The sequence below is a fragment of the Acinetobacter sp. YH01011 genome, from assembly GCF_013420785.1.
Taxonomy (GTDB): domain Bacteria; phylum Pseudomonadota; class Gammaproteobacteria; order Pseudomonadales; family Moraxellaceae; genus Acinetobacter; species Acinetobacter towneri.
In genome coordinates this window covers 18,410-34,028 of sequence record NZ_VOYG01000007.1, presented here as the reverse complement: position 1 = coordinate 34,028, position 15,619 = coordinate 18,410, and the positions used below count along the sequence as shown (strand labels likewise).

Below are 15,619 nucleotides of genomic sequence, written 5' to 3'. Positions count from 1 at the left end.
AAGCAAGTAGTCAGCAAACAAAAAGCACCCGAAGGTGCTGATTGTTAGAAGTATCGTGAGAAATTAACGACGTTTACCATTTTTATAGTGACCTAAATGTAAGCCATTGTCTTTGCGGTAACGGTCATTATAACGGTAGTCATTGTAGCGATAGCCACGGCTATCATAGCGGCGGTCATAACGATCATCACGACGGTCTTCACTAACTTTTTGACCTAATACTGCACCACCTGCAGAGCCGAGTCCTGCACCGACATAGCCACCATTGTTGCCTGCCATATTGCGACCAACGCTATATCCACCTGCACCGCCCAAGGCAGCACCAATCATGGCACCGTTACGGTCACGTTTATTGGCAGAAGCTGCAGCACCGCCCGCACCACCAATGGCTGAACCAATCATCGCGCCTGTTTGTCCACCCATTTGTTGACCAATTGCTGCTCCGACAGCACCACCCAAGGCAGAACTTACGGCAACACGTGTATCGTTTGCATGCGCAGTACTCATAAGCAAGGCAGAACTTGCGATAACGCTACCCAATAAAATACGATTAAGTTTCATGCGGATGCTCCAAATATTGATTAATATGTTTTGTAATGAAGATATAGAAACAGATGGCAAAGATCGTGAAGGGCAATGAGGTAAATCTGCAAAGTTTGGTAAAGACTTTGTAATTGCACTGCTAAATTTCTTCATATTGATTATGGTCGTTTTTTTGAACTGATATATGAAGAAAAATTAATCCTATAAAAAAGCATCAAACCTGTGTTGATGCTTTTTTGCTGCTCTATGCCTATCGTTCAAGATTAACGACGGTTGCGTTTTTTCTTCCATTTACGTTCTTGATAGCGGTCATATTCTTTATCTTTCGAGATTTTATTGCCGAGTGCTGCACCACCTGCTGCACCTAAAGCTGAACCAATATAACCACCATTGGTACCGCCCATATTTTTACCTACGGTATAACCCGCACCACCACCCAAAGCACCACCAATTGCAGATTCAGTACGATGACGCTTATCACTCGCCACGGCTGCACCACCAGCACCGCCTAAGGCAGCGCCTAGTGTTGCACCCGTAGTACCACCCATATTTTTACCAATAGCTGTACCTGCAACACTGCCTAAAGCACTGGCTGCGGCAACGCGCGTAGTATTGTCTGCATAAACGTTGGCACTGAGCATTGAAGCTGTGGCTAAAGCTGCTGTCATTAACATTGCATTAAGTTTCATGTTGAACTCCATGTCCATTTATAGGACTTATTTATGATCAATTTTGATGGGCTCAATTTAACAAAGCGCCGCTTTTAAAATGTGGAGAGTGCAGACGAGATTGGTGTTCTTTGGTGTGGGCTTTGTATGAGTTTGATTAAAATTGCTAAAAAAATGTCCAAATGCGGATGCTAATTGCGGTACTTGGTGAGTTGTACATTCACCGCAATGCACAGCATCATCAAGCAGAAATACTGCTAGAACATCTGCAGATAGGCATTTCAAACATCGTACAGACTTAATAATGATGTTATTTGGGTGGTAGAATCGGTAAACTATGCGCAATTTTTTATTTCGCTGTGCTGCGTGTTGCATGTAACAGCCTTTGCATTGAGATTTTTTAAACAATGAAAGAATCGTTACGTTTACGATTAGATCAGCTTTCTGACCGCCATGAAGAATTGACTGCTTTGTTGGCAGATGTTGAAGTGATTTCAGATAACAAGCGTTTTCGTCAATTATCACGTGAACACAGTGATTTAGACGAAATTACGGCAGTGTGGTCACAATACACACAAGCCGAAGCCGATATTGAAACAGCCGAAGCAATGTTGTCTGATCCTGACTTTAAGGAAATGGCGCAAGAAGAAATTAAAGACAATAAAGCGCTGATTCAGCAACTTGAAGCTGACTTAAATATTTTAATGATTCCAAAAGACCCGAATGATGCCAACTCGGCTTATTTGGAGATTCGCGCAGGGACAGGTGGCGATGAAGCCGCGATTTTCTCGGGTGACTTATTCCGCATGTATAGCAAATATGCCGAAAGTCAGGGCTGGAGAATCGAAATTTTATCTGAAAATGAAGGTGAACACGGCGGATATAAAGAAGTCATTTGCTTGGTGAATGGCGAAGGCGTGTATGGCCGTTTGAAGTTTGAAAGTGGTGCGCATCGTGTGCAACGTGTTCCTGCGACTGAATCGCAAGGTCGTGTGCATACATCAGCGTGTACTGTGGCAATTTTACCTGAAGTAGATGTAGACACCACGGTAGATATTAACCCTGCCGATTTGCGTATCGATACCTATCGTGCTTCGGGTGCGGGTGGTCAGCACGTTAACAAAACCGACTCTGCAGTGCGTATAACCCACATTCCGACGGGTACTGTGGTGGAATGTCAGGAAGAGCGTTCACAGCATAAAAACAAAGCGAAAGCGATGGCGTTGTTGGCATCACGTTTGGAAAATGCCAAACGTGCTGCAGCAGATGCAGCAACTTCAGAAATGCGTCGTGATTTGGTGGGTTCGGGTGACCGTTCTGAGCGTATTCGTACCTATAACTATCCGCAAGGACGTATGACAGATCATCGTATTAACCTGACTTTATATAAGTTGGATGCGGTGATGGAAGGTGATTTAACTGAACTACTAGATAGTCTGCATCGTGAATATCAGGCAGATCAGTTGGCGATGCTTGCTCAGCAAAACGGTGGTTAATGAATATTGCACAAGCCTTGGCGCTACGTGGTGAAGTCGATAGCTATGAGCGTCAAGAAAATATTTGGTTGTTAGAGCATTTTTTAGGACTCAGTGCGCTTGAATTAAAATATCGTGCAGATCAGGAATTGAGTGCCGCGCAAGAGCAGATGTATGTGCAGGCTTTGGCACGTATAGCAGCAGGCGAGCCTTTGGCGTATATCACAGGTTCACAGCCATTTTGGACACTGGATTTAAAAGTCACGCACGATACTTTGGTGCCACGTCCTGATACCGAGGTTTTGGTCGAAACTGTGTTGGCTTTGTCATTACAACGTGATGCTGTAATTGTCGATTTAGGCACAGGTACAGGGGCGATTGCTTTGGCTTTAGCATCTGAACGTCCAGATTGGCAGGTAACCGCAACCGATATTTACCTGCCAACGCTTGCAGTTGCTCAAGAAAATGCAAGCAAGCATGCTTTAAATCAGGTGCAATTTGCCCGTGGTGCATGGTTTGAGGCATTGGGTTCAGCAGCCGAGCCACGTTTTGATTTAATTGTATCTAATCCGCCGTATATAGATGCTAATGATGCACACATGTCTGCTTTGGCAGCAGAGCCTGAACGTGCATTGGTGGCAGCAGATCAGGGTTTGGCAGATATTCTGCAGATTATTTCGCAGGGTAAGCACTGGCTGAAAGCAAATGGATGGATTGCACTAGAGCATGGCTATGACCAAGCTTTAGCAGTGCAAGCGATTTTTGCAGAACACGGTTTTTCTGACATTCGTACAGTCAAAGATTATGCAGGCAATGATCGGGTGACTTTAGCACAATGGCTTGCTGGCTGATGTGTTATATCAGTTAAAAATCTTGTGAGATCTATTTATCAGCTTGCAAACATAGACGAATGATTAGCAAAGTTTAAGTGCAAGACCAATTTATGAGCCTCAACTCAACTGATGTCAGCTTAGGTTGCCTTTCACTGCCAAAATTGCAGGTGGCAGTTCTTCGCCAAGTGAACTCAGCATTTCCCGTTCAATTAATCGCACCATGGAGTTGAGCGGTAAATCATTGTCTTGCAGGCCAAAAGGTTCTTCAAGTTGTTCGCTGAGAGCATCTAAACCTAAGAATAAATAGGCAATTAAACCCACCAAAATTGGTGTCCAGATTCCTAAACTTGCTTCTAAACTAAAAGGCAGAATAAAGCAGAAGCAATACACAGTGCGGTGCAACAAGACTGAATAAGAAAAAGGCAAGGGTGTGCTGAGAATTCGATCGCAACCTGCTTGCACATTACCCAATTCAACAATATGTTGATTCAAGCCTTGATAAATAATATCGGAAATTTCACCTGTTTTCAGTGCGCTGACTAACTCTTTTTGAATGCTTTCTAAAATAAACTGTGCGGCATTAATATGCGGAAATAATGCTTCATAATCTGCAGATGTGAGGTTGACTTTGTTTTGATAAAAATCGATAGGTTGGTTTTGATTGCGTAAACGGTTACGCAATAAATTACTAAACAACATGACCCGATACATCAAGACCCGACGCTGTTGATCTGGCAGTACGTATGAGTCACGTGAAATATGCCGTGATGTTGCAATTAACGTCCCCCACAATTTTCGACCTTCCCACCAACGTTCATAACTGGCGTTATTTCTAAAACTGAGGAAAATAGACAAAATAATACCGAAAATGGTAAAGCCAATGGCTGGTACGCTCGGCACTTGAAAAAAGTGGTGAGAAGACAAATACACTAAGACCGTAGAAAGGAAGACCACAATTGCAAGTGCAGGTAAGACCGTGGGTAAAATTGTCCCATACCATGCAAACAGTAGGGTAAAACTGTTGTTTTTATTGCGAATAATCATCTTGATGCATCCTTGAAGCTGTCCTTAGTGTTTCATAGACAAACAACGCTTGGCAAGATGATAGCTAGCTTTTGATTCAAAAAGCAGCAAGCGGCTTAAAGTCAATTTTTCTTATTTATTATTGCAACAGCCAATAAAAAAGTGATGCCATGAAGACATCACTTTTTAAATACTTTCAGCAACTGAATGCTCAAAGTTTTAGCTTACATCGGGTAATCTTGCAAACAGTCTGGAATTTCAACTTGTGCCAAACTGTCTGTTTCTAAAGCTAAACATAGTGCAACAATTTTAGCGGTATCGCACAGGTGTTCATCTTTGAGTGCTAAACCTGCTTGTAAAGATTGTAAATCTTCTTGGCAAATATCTAGGGCTTGCGCTGCTTCAAGTGCATCTTCACGTTTGAAAAACGCAGACATGACATTGCGTAACTGTTCTTCTGAGGTATTTAGAATACTTTGATTGAGTAATTCATCTAATTGGTCAGAAGCTTGGTTGAGGGAGTGAGAGAAATTTTGAACTAGATTGTGTTCAAGTACATCCATCATCTTAAGCATGGGGAAACCTCCAAAGATGCTCGTACATTTAATATTACAGGGGGAGTATGACAGCCGAATTGCATAAAATTTATGCTTTAAATTGATTGAAAAGTAAACTAAATTTAATGCTTTGACAATGCAGTGCCGATGAACGTCCAGTTCACTGCTCAACCTTGAAATCACAGCGATGAGTTTTCTTTTATAATTAAGTTGTTTGTAAAATACACAAAATAGTGGCTGAGTAGTAGGTGATAAGTCACGCAATTATGAGCTTTCAATTATGAGCTTTCGGTATATTGTCGATATGCACCAGGATTGACCCCAGTCCATTTTTTAAAGGCACGATGAAAAGCGCTAGGATCATGGAAATTTAATTGATCGCTAATTTCCTGAAGTGATTGTTGGGTTTTGCTCAACAATTCAATTGCCGTATCTCGACGGATTTCATTTTTTAATTGCTGATAGCTGGTGCCTTCCTGCTTTAAACGCCGTTGGAACGTCGCTTCAGACATATTGAAATGTTGGGTTAATTCGTTCAGTTCTAACCAATCACTCGGCGGCAATCGCATTAATTGTTTACGGATTTTATGACTCAGCGCATGTGGGTTTTTATAACGCACCAAAAGGTTAAAAGGTGTTTGTTTTAAAAAGCGTTTCCAACTTTTTTTATCCTGCTTGATTTTTAAATCAAGATGTTTTGCCTCAAAATAAATCTTATGCGCTGTACACGCATATTCAATTTCATCACAGAAACGGACACGATAATCAGCATCATCCTGCGGGGCAGCACATTTGAGTTGCATGTTTAAAATAGCGATACGTTGTCCTGTCAGCCAGCACATCAAGCCATGAATCAGCATTAAATAAGTGGCATAACTAAACATCGGTTTCACTTGATCTTTATCGTGAATGGTTAAGATTGCATATTCACCATCTACGTTTAATTCACCTGAAAAATCATCCAGTATTAAATTAAAGAAATTTAAAATGTCCTGTAATGCGGCCTTTAAATGCTCTGCTTGGTACACCCATTTAGACAAGAGTTGATAACTGCCACGACGCATAGCATGGCTGTCCATGCCAAAAAATTCATCGTTCATGGCATCTGCCAGTGCAATCCACAATTGACCATATTGCAGAATTGACACCCTCGCTTTGTTGGAATGTAACAGCTCTGCAGGAATACCCGCCGTCTGCAAAATCGCATGCGTATCCATACCGCGTTGCTGTGCAGTATGCAAAGCTTCATGGACTAAAGCAATTGAAATTGTACCTTTGCTGTAAGTGAGCTGAGTTGCATTCATGGGATGGCGTGGTATTCCATTTACAAGTTGAGTGTTCAAATACATCATAGTCGATGCAGGGTTTGGAAATTGTACTCTAGCTTGAGTGTGATTAATCTGTTTCTTAAGTTGTATCAACCTGAAAATTTATAAGGAAAATAAAATGAAAATTCAAGGAAAAGTCTGTGTGGTCACGGGTGGTGCATCGGGTTTAGGCGCTGCGACTGCACAACATTTAGTTGCGCAAGGTGCAAAAGTTATTTTGGTTGATATGAATCAAGAACTTGGGCAGCAGCTTCAACAGCAATTGGGCGAAAATGCAGACTTCGTAGCTGTAGACGTGACCGATGAAAACCAAGTACAGCAGCTTTTTAACCATATTGAGCAAAAATACGGACAGTTAAATGGCTTGGTGAATTGTGCAGGCATTGCACCGTCTGCCAAAGTCTTGGGACGTGATGGTTTGCATGATTTGGCAATGTTCCAAAAAGTGCTGAATATTAATGTCACGGGCAGTTTTAATATGATCCGTTTTGCGGCACAACTGATGGCGAAATATGACTTAGCCGCCGATGAAGAAGAGCGTGGTGTGATTGTGAATACTGCTTCGGTTGCAGCATTTGATGGGCAGATTGGACAAAGTGCGTATTCTGCATCGAAAGGTGCAATTGTGGGGATGACGCTGCCTTTGGCACGTGAATTGGCACGTGAAGCCATTCGGGTGATGACGATTGCCCCCGGTATTATGGAAACCCCGATGCTGAAAGCATTTCCACAGCATGTGCAAGATGCTTTAGGGCAAATGGTGCCATTTCCACCACGTTTGGCAAAGCCTGAAGAATTTGCGCAATTGGTGGGTCATATTTTTGAAAATGGTTATTTAAACGGTGAAGTGATTCGTTTGGATGGCGCAATTCGTATGCAACCGAAATAAGTTATGACGATGCTATATCCATAAAATAGCCTAAGCAAAAATTCAAGTATTGAAAAACTGGATACTAAAAAACCGTTGCAATACAGCACAAGGATGTTGCGCGCATTCCTGACAAAAACAACATCTACCATATAAACAGAGGGTCACCATGATTTTAAGCCATGAACAAAAAATGATTCAGGATATGCTGCGCAGTTATGCACAGGAAAAGCTTAAACCAACTGCAGCGGCACGTGATAAAACTGCTGAATTCCCTGCAAAGGAGTTAAAAGAACTGGGTGAGCTAGGTGCTTTGGGCATGACCGTTGCAGAAGAATGGGGCGGTGCAGGTTTAGATTATGTATCTCTCGTTTTAGCCTTAGAAGAAATTGCTGCGGGTGATGGTGCAATTTCAACGATTGTGAGTGTGCAAAACTCATTGCCATGCGGAATTACACAACGCTACGGCACAGAGGCGCAAAAACAAAAATATTTAACTAAACTGGCAACAGGCGAATGGTTAGGCTGCTTTTGTTTAACTGAACCACAAGTCGGCTCTGATGCCAGCGCGATTGAATGTAAAGCTGAAAAAGATGGCGAGGATTGGGTTTTAAATGGCACCAAGCAGTTTATCACCACAGGCAAATATGCAGATGTTGCTTTAGTTTTTGCTGTAACGGACAAAACTGCGGGTAAAAAAGGCATTTCCTGCTTTTTAGTCCCGACGAACACACCAGGTTATATCGTGGCACGTTTAGAAGACAAAATGGGACAGCACTGTTCCGATACCGCCACCATCGTGTTGGAAAACTGCCGTATTCCTGCAGAAAACCTATTGGGGCAAGAAGGTGAAGGCTACAAAATTGCACTCTCTAATTTAGAGTCGGGGCGTATTGGTATTGCCGCGCAATCGGTGGGTATGGCGCGAGCAGCTTTAGATGCAGCCGTGGACTATGCCAATGAGCGTAAAGCTTTTGGAGTTGAAATTGTGCAACATCAGGCAGTCGCGTTTCGCTTGGCAGATATGGCAACACAGATTGAAGCTGCACGACAGCTTATTCTACATGCCGCAAGCCTCAAAGATGCAGGCTTACCGTGTTTAAAAGAAGCATCTATGGCCAAGCTTTTTGCTTCAACCATGGCAGAGCGTGTGTGTTCAGATGCGATTCAAATACATGGGGGCTATGGCTATGTATCTGATTTCCCAGTTGAACGTATTTACCGCGATGTGCGCGTTAGCCAAATTTATGAAGGTGCATCCGATATTCAGCGTTTGGTGATTGCACGTGAAGTGACTAAGCGTTAAAGCTGAGTATCTAAAACTTTAGTCGGTGTCCAAAGCTTGCAAGGTTATTGCAGGATGTGGAAATTGAGAAAATGTTCAAATCATGTTTAGCTAACTTGATTGAAAAATACGCGAAGATCATGTCGTGATTGCGTTGCATGATCGACTTCAACACAGCAAACCTAATTTAAATTTTAAAGAGCGATTCAATCCTAACTTGTAAAAACGGTTAAAACAATAACGCATATTGCTGCAAATGAATTGCAGTGTCATCAGTTTAAGACGGAGCTTAAAAGAATGAAAACTTTGCAAGAGGCATATCAACAGTTTGATATTGAGCAACTGATTCAAACCCAATTGGCAGGAACGCCAACGGCACTTAATGCTTATGAAGAATGTTGCGGACGCTATACGGGTACTCAACAAACTGCCTTAATTTGGGACGGCAAACACGGTCAAACTGCATCGTGGACATTTGATCAACTGGCAGAAGCATCTGGAAAATTGGCAAATTATTTTACTCAACTGGGCTTAAAAGCAGGTGATTGTATTGCAGGATTATTGCCGCGTACGCCTGAATTGTTAATTACGGTTTTTGCCACATGGCGCATTGGGGCAGTGTATCAGCCTTTATTTACAGCCTTTGAATCTAAAGCGATTGAGCACCGTATTCAAACTGCAAAGACGCAGCTCATTGTGACCAATACTGAGCAGCGTCCAAAACTAAATGCCTTGTCTAATGTGAAAATTTTAACTGTGGACGCAGCAAATCAAGCTCAAAACCATGATACAGATTTTTGGCAAGTTCTAAGCACTCAAGACACTTACTTTGAAACCGTGTATCGCAGTTTTCAAGATGATTTTCTGATGATGTTTACATCAGGCACTACGGGTTTAGCTAAATCTGTACCTGTGCCTTTAAAAGCCATTGTGGCATTTAAAGGTTATATGCAGCATGCAGTCGATTTAAGAGCAGAAGATTCATTTTGGAATTTAGCCGACCCTGGTTGGGCTTATGGCTTGTATTACGGTATTACAGGGCCACTGAGTTTGGGGCATAGCATTATTATGGATGAACGTCCATTTAGTGTTGATCATGCACTGGAAATTATCCGTAAATATCAGGTGAGTAATTTAACAGGTTCACCAACCGCATTTAGAATGTTCTTTGGTTTTAAAGAAAAGTTTGATGGTGATATTCAACGACATCTGCGTGTGGTTAGCAGTGCAGGCGAGCCGCTCACACCAGAAGTGATTCATTGGTTTAAGCATGATTTACAAGTCAATATTTATGATCAATATGGACAAACCGAATTGGGGATGGTGATTGCCAATCATCATGCACTGGAACATCAGAAAAAAGTAGGTTCTGCGGGTTATGCTATTCCCGGACATCGTTTCGCGGTTTTAAATGCACAGCATCAGGAAGTCGCTCACGGCGAAATTGGCACACTTGCACTGGATGAATCACAATCGCCTTTAATGTGGTTCAAAGGTTACGATGGGGATGACCGTAAATCATTTGTGGGACAGTATTATTTAACGGGTGATACGGTACGTTTAAATGAATTTGGTGGGATTGATTTTATTGGTCGTGCAGACGATGTCATTACAACTTCGGGTTATCGTGTCGGGCCTTTTGATGTAGAAAGTACTTTGCTTGAATGTGAGGAAGTGCTTGAATCCGCAGTAATTGGTAAGCCAGACCCAGAGCGTACAGAAGTGGTAAAAGCCTTTGTGGTGTTAAAAAATCAATATCAACCAAGCACTGCATTGCAGGAAAAGCTGCAACAGTATGTGCGTTCACGCTTATCGAAACATGCCTATCCTAAAGAAATTGAATTTGTCAGCAGTTTGCCTAAAACATCCAGTGGAAAAATTCAGCGTAATTTATTGAAGCAACAAGAAATTGCAAAACAAAATGCTTTTAAAAAAGTGAGCTAAATTCAGCCAATAGGCCCTGTTAATTATTGCGCCATAAGAAAAACGCCATTCATACAGATTGGCGTTTTTTTAAATCTGTATTCTTTATTTAAACCACCCGATTATGCAAGCACGAACTCAATCGATAGAAAATGTGTGCATCATATTGGTGATGTGATATTTTCAACTTTATGCTGACACAATGAACAAGGCTGCATGTACTTCGATTACGATAAAAGCATGTAGGCAGCGCAATACATATTGGGGGAGAACATCATGGTAACAGCTCATTTAAATTTCACGCAGCCGTCAAAGCGGATATTTACGAAGTCGATATGGATGGGCGCAGCTTTACTGTTGTGTGCCTCTGGCAGTTATGCACAAAACTGGAACCCAGCGCCAACTGCTGAAAGTACAGCCTATTCCAGCTATCCAGCAGCAAAAACGCCACAAAAAAATTATGCAGTCTTTGCCGAATACGCCAATTTTGAAGCAGATTTTGACAGTGGCGATACAGTAGAACTAGATGGTTTTGCTTTGGGTGTTTCCACCACGCCACATCGCTCAGGTTTTTATGGCAGATTGGAATTCTTAAAAAACAATGAATACGATTTGGATTATTATGAATTCAATATGGGCGGGAATTTAAACCTGATCAGCTATCATGGTTTTTATTTCAATACATACGCAGGTCTAGGTTATAGCGGCGCAAGTTCAAAGCTGCTTGCCAATGATGTCAATTTTGTCACTTTACCTGTGGGCGTAGAAGTCGGTTTGAACTTTGTTCCTGATTTCTCGATTTACGCCACTGCCGGTTATAAATGGTTATATGACAGCACCTCGAATACCACCTGTAAAGATGGGACAACCTCAGACAAAGTCGGGAATACGGCATGTTACTGGAATGGTGGAATTGCCTATTATAATGAATATATAGGCGATGCCGATGGCGTTACTTATAACGTAGGCATGCGGATGCACTTTTAAGCAAGTCGTTGCACATCTCCATCTGTTCAAATACGCAACAATTCAACCGCCGTCATGGCGGTTTGCTTTGAATACCCGTTATACTTGGCGTTTTGGTTTTGCAGAATAGGGCATTTTCTTGGAAAGCATATTCGATACTCAGTTGGAATTGAGCGATGCAGAAATGCATCTATATAGCCGACAAATTTTATTGGATGGCTGGGATATTGAAGCCCAAGAAAAATTAAAACTGGCCAACGTACTTGTTGTGGGGTGTGGCGGGATTGGCTGTTTAAGCGCAGAATTACTTGCACGTGCAGGCGTGGGAAAAATCACTCTGATTGATGCTGATGTGATTGAAACCAGTAATTTGCAACGACAAATCGCCTATACCCCCGCAGATTTAGGCTTTTATAAGGCCGAAATTCTCGCAAAAAGATTAATGCAAATTAATCCTTATATCGAGATTGTTTGTTTAACCACGCTGTTAGATGCGCAAAATGCAGGCACTTTAGTTGCCCAACAAGACCTAGTTTTAGATGGTTGTGATAATTTCAGTACCCGATATTTGGTCAATCAATATTGCCGACAATTGAATGTACCTTTACTCAGTGCCTCTGCCATTGGTTTTCAAGGGCAAATGTTCATGGTCGAAGGTGATTCTGCTTGCTATGAATGTCTGTTCCCGAAAGAACAACATGCCAATGAAAGTTTGCGCTGCGCTGACAGTGGCGTATTGGCAACCACTCCCAACGTCATGGCCAGTTTACAAGCGCATCATGCCTTATTGTACTTGGGTTTAGGCAACACCGCGCTGAAACAAAAGCTATTACTTTGGGATGGTTTAAGCATGAAACAACGCTTATTGTCGTTTGATCAAGACCACAACTGTCCAGTTTGTCAGGCAAGATAGCCTTTTTACTTGGCAATTTTTTGTTAAACTCTCACTACTTTAATATGACTCAGACATGATGAAAAATAATATCTGGTTAGATGGTTTACGTTCAGTTGCTCGCATGGGTGAAACTGCCGTAGTGGCAGCCAAAGCAGGTATTAAATATGCCACTGAAAAGCCAAGTAATGCCAAACTCATGCGCGAAACATTTGAATCTTTAGGTTCAACCTACATTAAACTTGGGCAGTTTATTGCCAGTACACCGTCATTGTTCCCACGTGAATATGTCGAAGAATTTCAAGGTTGTTTAGACCAAACTCCAACTTTACCGTTTAGCTATGTACAGCAAGTATTGGCATCTGAATTTGCAGGGCGCAATTTAGATGAAATATTTGCCTCAATAGATGAAAAGCCTTTAGCTTCAGCATCTATCGCACAAGTGCATGCTGCAAAATTGGTAAGTGGAGAAGATGTGGTGATTAAAGTGCAAAAACCGGGGGTAGAAACTATTCTCTATACCGATTTAAACGTCTTGCACTGGGCGACTAAACTGCTCGAAAAAGCTGTGCCCAAAGTCAAATTTGCGTCATTGGCCGATATTGTCGAAGAAATCAAAACCCGTATGGTGCGTGAAGTCGATTTTATTGAAGAAGCGCGTAACCTAGATGATTTTATTAATTATCTGAATTTGACCCAAAACAAAAAAGCTACTGCACCTAAGGTCTATCATCAATATTCCACCCGTCGCGTATTGACCATGCAGCGTTTGTATGGCGTACCTTTGACCGATTTTGACGTGGTGAAACAAGTATCTAACGATCCATCGCAAGTGTTGATTACTGCCATGAATACATGGTTTGGTAGCTTGATGATGTGTAACAGTTTCCATGCCGATTTACACGCAGGCAACCTGATGTTGCTTGAAGATGGGCGTGTCGGCTTTATTGATTTTGGTATTGTTGGACAGCTGAATCCTGAAGTGTGGACTGCATGTATGGCTTTTATGGATGCTCTACAAAATACCAACTACACGCTTATGGCTGAAAATATGCTCAAAATGGGCATGACCGACAAGCAAATTGATACTCAGGTTTTGGCAGCAGATTTAGAGCGTTTATTTAGTGGCGTATTGCTGGCCGATCCTCAAGAGTTGCTGACTTCTAACCCTGCCGATTTAAATGACATTATGCTCGATATGGTTGCTGTGGGTGAGCGTCATGGGATTCGTTTCCCGCGTGACTTTGCTTTACTGTTCAAGCAAATGCTGTACTTTGACCGTTTCATGCGCGTTTTAGCACCTTATACCGATATTTATGCCGATCAACGATTGCAGATGGTACAAAGCATTGATCCGAATTTGTTGTTAAAGCATTAATTATCCATATTGGTCGAATCAAGCTTTCTGGTTGCATATTTTAAAGCCACCGATCTTTTGTTTTATGAGTTCAGTGTGGCTTTAAAATACGGCAAATATCCCTTTCAATAGACAGAGATAGAAGGATTTAAAATGAAATATAGAGTGTGGTCATGGATGCAATTATCATTGAAGGCTTAAAGGTAGAAACAGTCGTCGGCTGTTTTGCATGGGAGCGTCAAATTCAACAACCACTCATGTTGGATTTGATCATTGCCACCAATTTAAGCCAAGCTGCAGCTTCAGATGAGTTGCAAGACACGCTCAATTATGCAGAAATTTGCAGCATTTCAGCGCAAGTGATTCAGCAGGCTGCACCCAAATTGATTGAGCATGCAGCACAATTGGTATTGGATGCACTTTTTACGACTTTTGCCGCAGTTGAATCCATTACCATCACCATTCGCAAACCTGCCATTATTCCAGAAGCCAATTCTGTAGGAATTCGTCTTGAACGCCACCGAAACGATTTTTGCTCTCGCTTTGGCGAGTAACTGCGAAGCACCACGTCAGTTTAAAAGTGCCTATCAGCAAATTGCTGCATTGGGTGAAGTGCAATTTTCGCATATTTATCTGATTCCATGCCGTGATGGGATTGGTGCAGACTATTGGAATTCTGCTTGTTTGCTAAAAAGCCGTTTAAGCTTTGAGCAGCTGAATATCATCCTCAAAGAATTGGAAGTTGCAGCAGGGCGTGTGCGTCCATCGCATGATATTCCGCTGGATATTGATATTATTGCGTGGGGTGAAAATTTAGCTCAAATGCAATTCAATCCGAAAAAACTGCCACTGGCTTTAGATGTTAAAATTCCAATGTGGGATATTTGGCAAGATGAGGCTTTTGTGCATCCAGAGCATGACTACCCAATTGTGAGTTGTGAAGAATAAATCAGCCAATAAAAGGGGTAGATTCGTACTACACATCTTTAAATTTTGGCTGTGATCTGTGATCTCGTTTCGGTTAACATCACCGTGTCATATCTTTCTGATATATTTGTATGAAAAACCATCAAAAACAATATTTTTCTGTATTTATACGGCTTTGCACTTAAAAAATATCCACAAAATCTGCGGATAAATCTTGGGATAACTCAAGATCGGCTCTTTCTCTGTTATTTTTTGATCGTTTTAATCGAGATGTTTTCTATTCCAATGACATAAAAAAACGCCCACAATTGTGAGCGTTTAAGTGTTATCAATTCATTAAATATAATAACTGGTCTTGGTCATGAGCTTGGAAATCGCAGTCATGGTCAAACGTACAGGTACAGGCAAATCTACACCACCTGCTTTGAGCGCCGTATCGCGATGATGCAATTCATCTTCATTCATTTGGACTAGAATTTTACGTGAACGATCATCTTGTTCAGGCAATTGGCTAATATGATGTTCTAAATGCAAGCTGACTTGACGTTCAGTTTCTGCCACAAAACCCAAACTGTATTTATCGCCCGCAATACCTGCAATTGCACCCATCCCAAAAGACAAGCCATACCATACAGGATTAAGCAAACTGGTGTGACTGTCTAACTCTTTTAAGCGGTCTTCGCACCACGCCAAATGGTCTTGTTCTTCAATTGCAGCCTGTTCCATTTCACGACGTACATTGGGCAATTTCGCAGTTAAAGCCTGACCGTGATATAAGGCTTGTGCACAGACTTCACCACTATGGTTTACTCGCATTAAGCCTGCAACATGACGTGCTTCACTCACAGCCAATTTGGTTTCAACCGTATTGCCCGGGTTTTCACGTTGAGCCGAAGTTGTGCCAGGTACTAAACTACGTAAGGCTTGGTCAAATGAATGAATAAACTTGTCGATGCCTGTGTAATGACGCATGA

16 protein-coding genes are annotated in these 15,619 nt (G+C 41.9%); 10 read left to right on the top strand and 6 right to left on the bottom strand.

Annotated features, from left to right (window positions below):
* Nucleotides 1-63: 63 nt before the first annotated feature.
* Together FTT78_RS06145 and FTT78_RS06140 are read right to left on the bottom strand one after the other, a co-directional pair.
* On the bottom strand, nucleotides 64-561 hold the full coding sequence (locus FTT78_RS06145) for a hypothetical protein (RefSeq protein ID WP_004973185.1): 498 nt from the start codon (nucleotides 559-561) through the stop codon (nucleotides 64-66).
* A gap of 245 nt (nucleotides 562-806) precedes the next feature.
* Nucleotides 807-1,232: a glycine zipper 2TM domain-containing protein gene (locus tag FTT78_RS06140; protein ID WP_004973189.1), complete on the bottom strand. Its 426-nt coding sequence runs from the start codon at nucleotides 1,230-1,232 to the stop codon at nucleotides 807-809.
* Nucleotides 1,233-1,618: 386 nt separating this feature from the next.
* Between FTT78_RS06140 and prfA the strand changes: the two genes are divergently transcribed.
* Both prfA and prmC read left to right on the top strand, forming a co-directional pair.
* On the top strand, nucleotides 1,619-2,707 hold the full coding sequence (prfA, locus tag FTT78_RS06135) for a peptide chain release factor 1 (RefSeq protein WP_004973192.1): 1,089 nt from the start codon (nucleotides 1,619-1,621) through the stop codon (nucleotides 2,705-2,707).
* Nucleotides 2,707-3,537 carry a peptide chain release factor N(5)-glutamine methyltransferase gene (gene prmC / locus FTT78_RS06130; RefSeq protein ID WP_167846066.1) on the top strand — a complete coding sequence of 277 codons (831 nt, stop codon included), beginning with the start codon at nucleotides 2,707-2,709 and terminating at the stop codon, nucleotides 3,535-3,537. Before prfA ends, prmC begins: the two co-directional genes overlap by 1 nt.
* A 114-nt stretch (nucleotides 3,538-3,651) precedes the next feature.
* Here the strand turns inward: prmC and FTT78_RS06125 are convergent, their stop codons facing one another.
* From FTT78_RS06125 to FTT78_RS06115, 3 genes are all read right to left on the bottom strand, one after another.
* Nucleotides 3,652-4,563, bottom strand: coding sequence for a bestrophin family protein (locus tag FTT78_RS06125; protein ID WP_004973196.1), 912 nt, complete (start codon nucleotides 4,561-4,563; stop codon nucleotides 3,652-3,654).
* Nucleotides 4,564-4,766: 203 nt separating this feature from the next.
* The gene (locus FTT78_RS06120; protein WP_104852119.1) at nucleotides 4,767-5,117 is read right to left on the bottom strand and encodes a hypothetical protein; all 351 of its coding nucleotides are present in this window, start codon (nucleotides 5,115-5,117) and stop codon (nucleotides 4,767-4,769) included.
* A 260-nt stretch (nucleotides 5,118-5,377) separates the two neighbouring features.
* Nucleotides 5,378-6,403 carry an AraC family transcriptional regulator gene (locus FTT78_RS06115; RefSeq protein WP_180043855.1) on the bottom strand — a complete coding sequence of 342 codons (1,026 nt, stop codon included), beginning with the start codon at nucleotides 6,401-6,403 and terminating at the stop codon, nucleotides 5,378-5,380.
* Nucleotides 6,404-6,545: 142 nt separating this feature from the next.
* On the opposite strand from FTT78_RS06115, the gene FTT78_RS06110 reads away from it, so the two are divergent.
* The 8 genes from FTT78_RS06110 to FTT78_RS06075 all read left to right on the top strand — a co-directional run bounded on the left by FTT78_RS06110 (nucleotide 6,546) and on the right by FTT78_RS06075 (nucleotide 14,666).
* On the top strand, nucleotides 6,546-7,316 hold the full coding sequence (locus tag FTT78_RS06110) for a 3-hydroxyacyl-CoA dehydrogenase (protein ID WP_004973201.1): 771 nt from the start codon (nucleotides 6,546-6,548) through the stop codon (nucleotides 7,314-7,316).
* A gap of 148 nt (nucleotides 7,317-7,464) precedes the next feature.
* Nucleotides 7,465-8,601 carry an acyl-CoA dehydrogenase family protein gene (locus tag FTT78_RS06105; RefSeq protein ID WP_004973203.1) on the top strand — a complete coding sequence of 379 codons (1,137 nt, stop codon included), beginning with the start codon at nucleotides 7,465-7,467 and terminating at the stop codon, nucleotides 8,599-8,601.
* A 276-nt stretch (nucleotides 8,602-8,877) separates the two neighbouring features.
* The gene (locus tag FTT78_RS06100) at nucleotides 8,878-10,524 is read left to right on the top strand and encodes an AMP-binding protein (RefSeq protein ID WP_180043857.1); all 1,647 of its coding nucleotides are present in this window, start codon (nucleotides 8,878-8,880) and stop codon (nucleotides 10,522-10,524) included.
* 255 nt (nucleotides 10,525-10,779) lie between these two features.
* Nucleotides 10,780-11,490: a hypothetical protein gene (locus tag FTT78_RS06095; protein ID WP_004973205.1), complete on the top strand. Its 711-nt coding sequence runs from the start codon at nucleotides 10,780-10,782 to the stop codon at nucleotides 11,488-11,490.
* 163 nt (nucleotides 11,491-11,653) lie between these two features.
* Nucleotides 11,654-12,382, top strand: a complete 729-nt coding sequence (locus tag FTT78_RS06090) for a HesA/MoeB/ThiF family protein (RefSeq protein ID WP_096900943.1) — start codon at nucleotides 11,654-11,656, stop codon at nucleotides 12,380-12,382.
* A 58-nt stretch (nucleotides 12,383-12,440) separates the two neighbouring features.
* Nucleotides 12,441-13,739 (top strand): AarF/ABC1/UbiB kinase family protein, encoded by a 1,299-nt coding sequence (locus FTT78_RS06085; RefSeq protein ID WP_167846465.1) that lies wholly within the window; start codon nucleotides 12,441-12,443, stop codon nucleotides 13,737-13,739.
* A gap of 152 nt (nucleotides 13,740-13,891) precedes the next feature.
* Entirely contained in the window at nucleotides 13,892-14,272 is a 381-nt protein-coding gene (gene folB, locus FTT78_RS06080; RefSeq protein WP_019838257.1) for a dihydroneopterin aldolase, read from the top strand.
* Entirely contained in the window at nucleotides 14,229-14,666 is a 438-nt protein-coding gene (locus FTT78_RS06075; RefSeq protein WP_026438245.1) for a 2-amino-4-hydroxy-6-hydroxymethyldihydropteridine diphosphokinase, read from the top strand. The genes folB and FTT78_RS06075 overlap by 44 nt, the downstream gene beginning before the upstream one ends.
* Before the next feature lie 315 nt (nucleotides 14,667-14,981).
* Here FTT78_RS06075 and coq7 read toward each other — a convergent pair whose 3' ends face one another.
* Complete coding sequence (gene coq7, locus FTT78_RS06070; protein WP_004973212.1) at nucleotides 14,982-15,617, bottom strand: 2-polyprenyl-3-methyl-6-methoxy-1,4-benzoquinone monooxygenase; 636 nt, start codon at nucleotides 15,615-15,617, stop codon at nucleotides 14,982-14,984.
* Nucleotides 15,618-15,619: the final 2 nt, after the last annotated feature.

Excerpts from the sequence above, each read along its gene's own strand:
- FTT78_RS06145 (WP_004973185.1), bottom strand. The coding sequence starts at position 561 with ATGAAACTTAATCGTATTTTATTGGGTAGCGTTATCGCAAGTTCTGCC.
- FTT78_RS06140 (WP_004973189.1), bottom strand. The coding sequence starts at position 1,232 with ATGAAACTTAATGCAATGTTAATGACAGCAGCTTTAGCCACAGCTTCA.
- prfA (WP_004973192.1), top strand. The coding sequence starts at position 1,619 with ATGAAAGAATCGTTACGTTTACGATTAGATCAGCTTTCTGACCGCCAT.
- prmC (WP_167846066.1), top strand. The coding sequence starts at position 2,707 with ATGAATATTGCACAAGCCTTGGCGCTACGTGGTGAAGTCGATAGCTAT.
- FTT78_RS06125 (WP_004973196.1), bottom strand. The coding sequence starts at position 4,563 with ATGATTATTCGCAATAAAAACAACAGTTTTACCCTACTGTTTGCATGG.
- FTT78_RS06120 (WP_104852119.1), bottom strand. The coding sequence starts at position 5,117 with ATGCTTAAGATGATGGATGTACTTGAACACAATCTAGTTCAAAATTTC.
- FTT78_RS06115 (WP_180043855.1), bottom strand. The coding sequence starts at position 6,403 with ATGAATGCAACTCAGCTCACTTACAGCAAAGGTACAATTTCAATTGCT.
- FTT78_RS06110 (WP_004973201.1), top strand. The coding sequence starts at position 6,546 with ATGAAAATTCAAGGAAAAGTCTGTGTGGTCACGGGTGGTGCATCGGGT.
- FTT78_RS06105 (WP_004973203.1), top strand. The coding sequence starts at position 7,465 with ATGATTTTAAGCCATGAACAAAAAATGATTCAGGATATGCTGCGCAGT.
- FTT78_RS06100 (WP_180043857.1), top strand. The coding sequence starts at position 8,878 with ATGAAAACTTTGCAAGAGGCATATCAACAGTTTGATATTGAGCAACTG.
- FTT78_RS06095 (WP_004973205.1), top strand. The coding sequence starts at position 10,780 with ATGGTAACAGCTCATTTAAATTTCACGCAGCCGTCAAAGCGGATATTT.
- FTT78_RS06090 (WP_096900943.1), top strand. The coding sequence starts at position 11,654 with ATGCATCTATATAGCCGACAAATTTTATTGGATGGCTGGGATATTGAA.
- FTT78_RS06085 (WP_167846465.1), top strand. The coding sequence starts at position 12,441 with ATGAAAAATAATATCTGGTTAGATGGTTTACGTTCAGTTGCTCGCATG.
- folB (WP_019838257.1), top strand. The coding sequence starts at position 13,892 with ATGGATGCAATTATCATTGAAGGCTTAAAGGTAGAAACAGTCGTCGGC.
- coq7 (WP_004973212.1), bottom strand. The coding sequence starts at position 15,617 with ATGCGTCATTACACAGGCATCGACAAGTTTATTCATTCATTTGACCAA.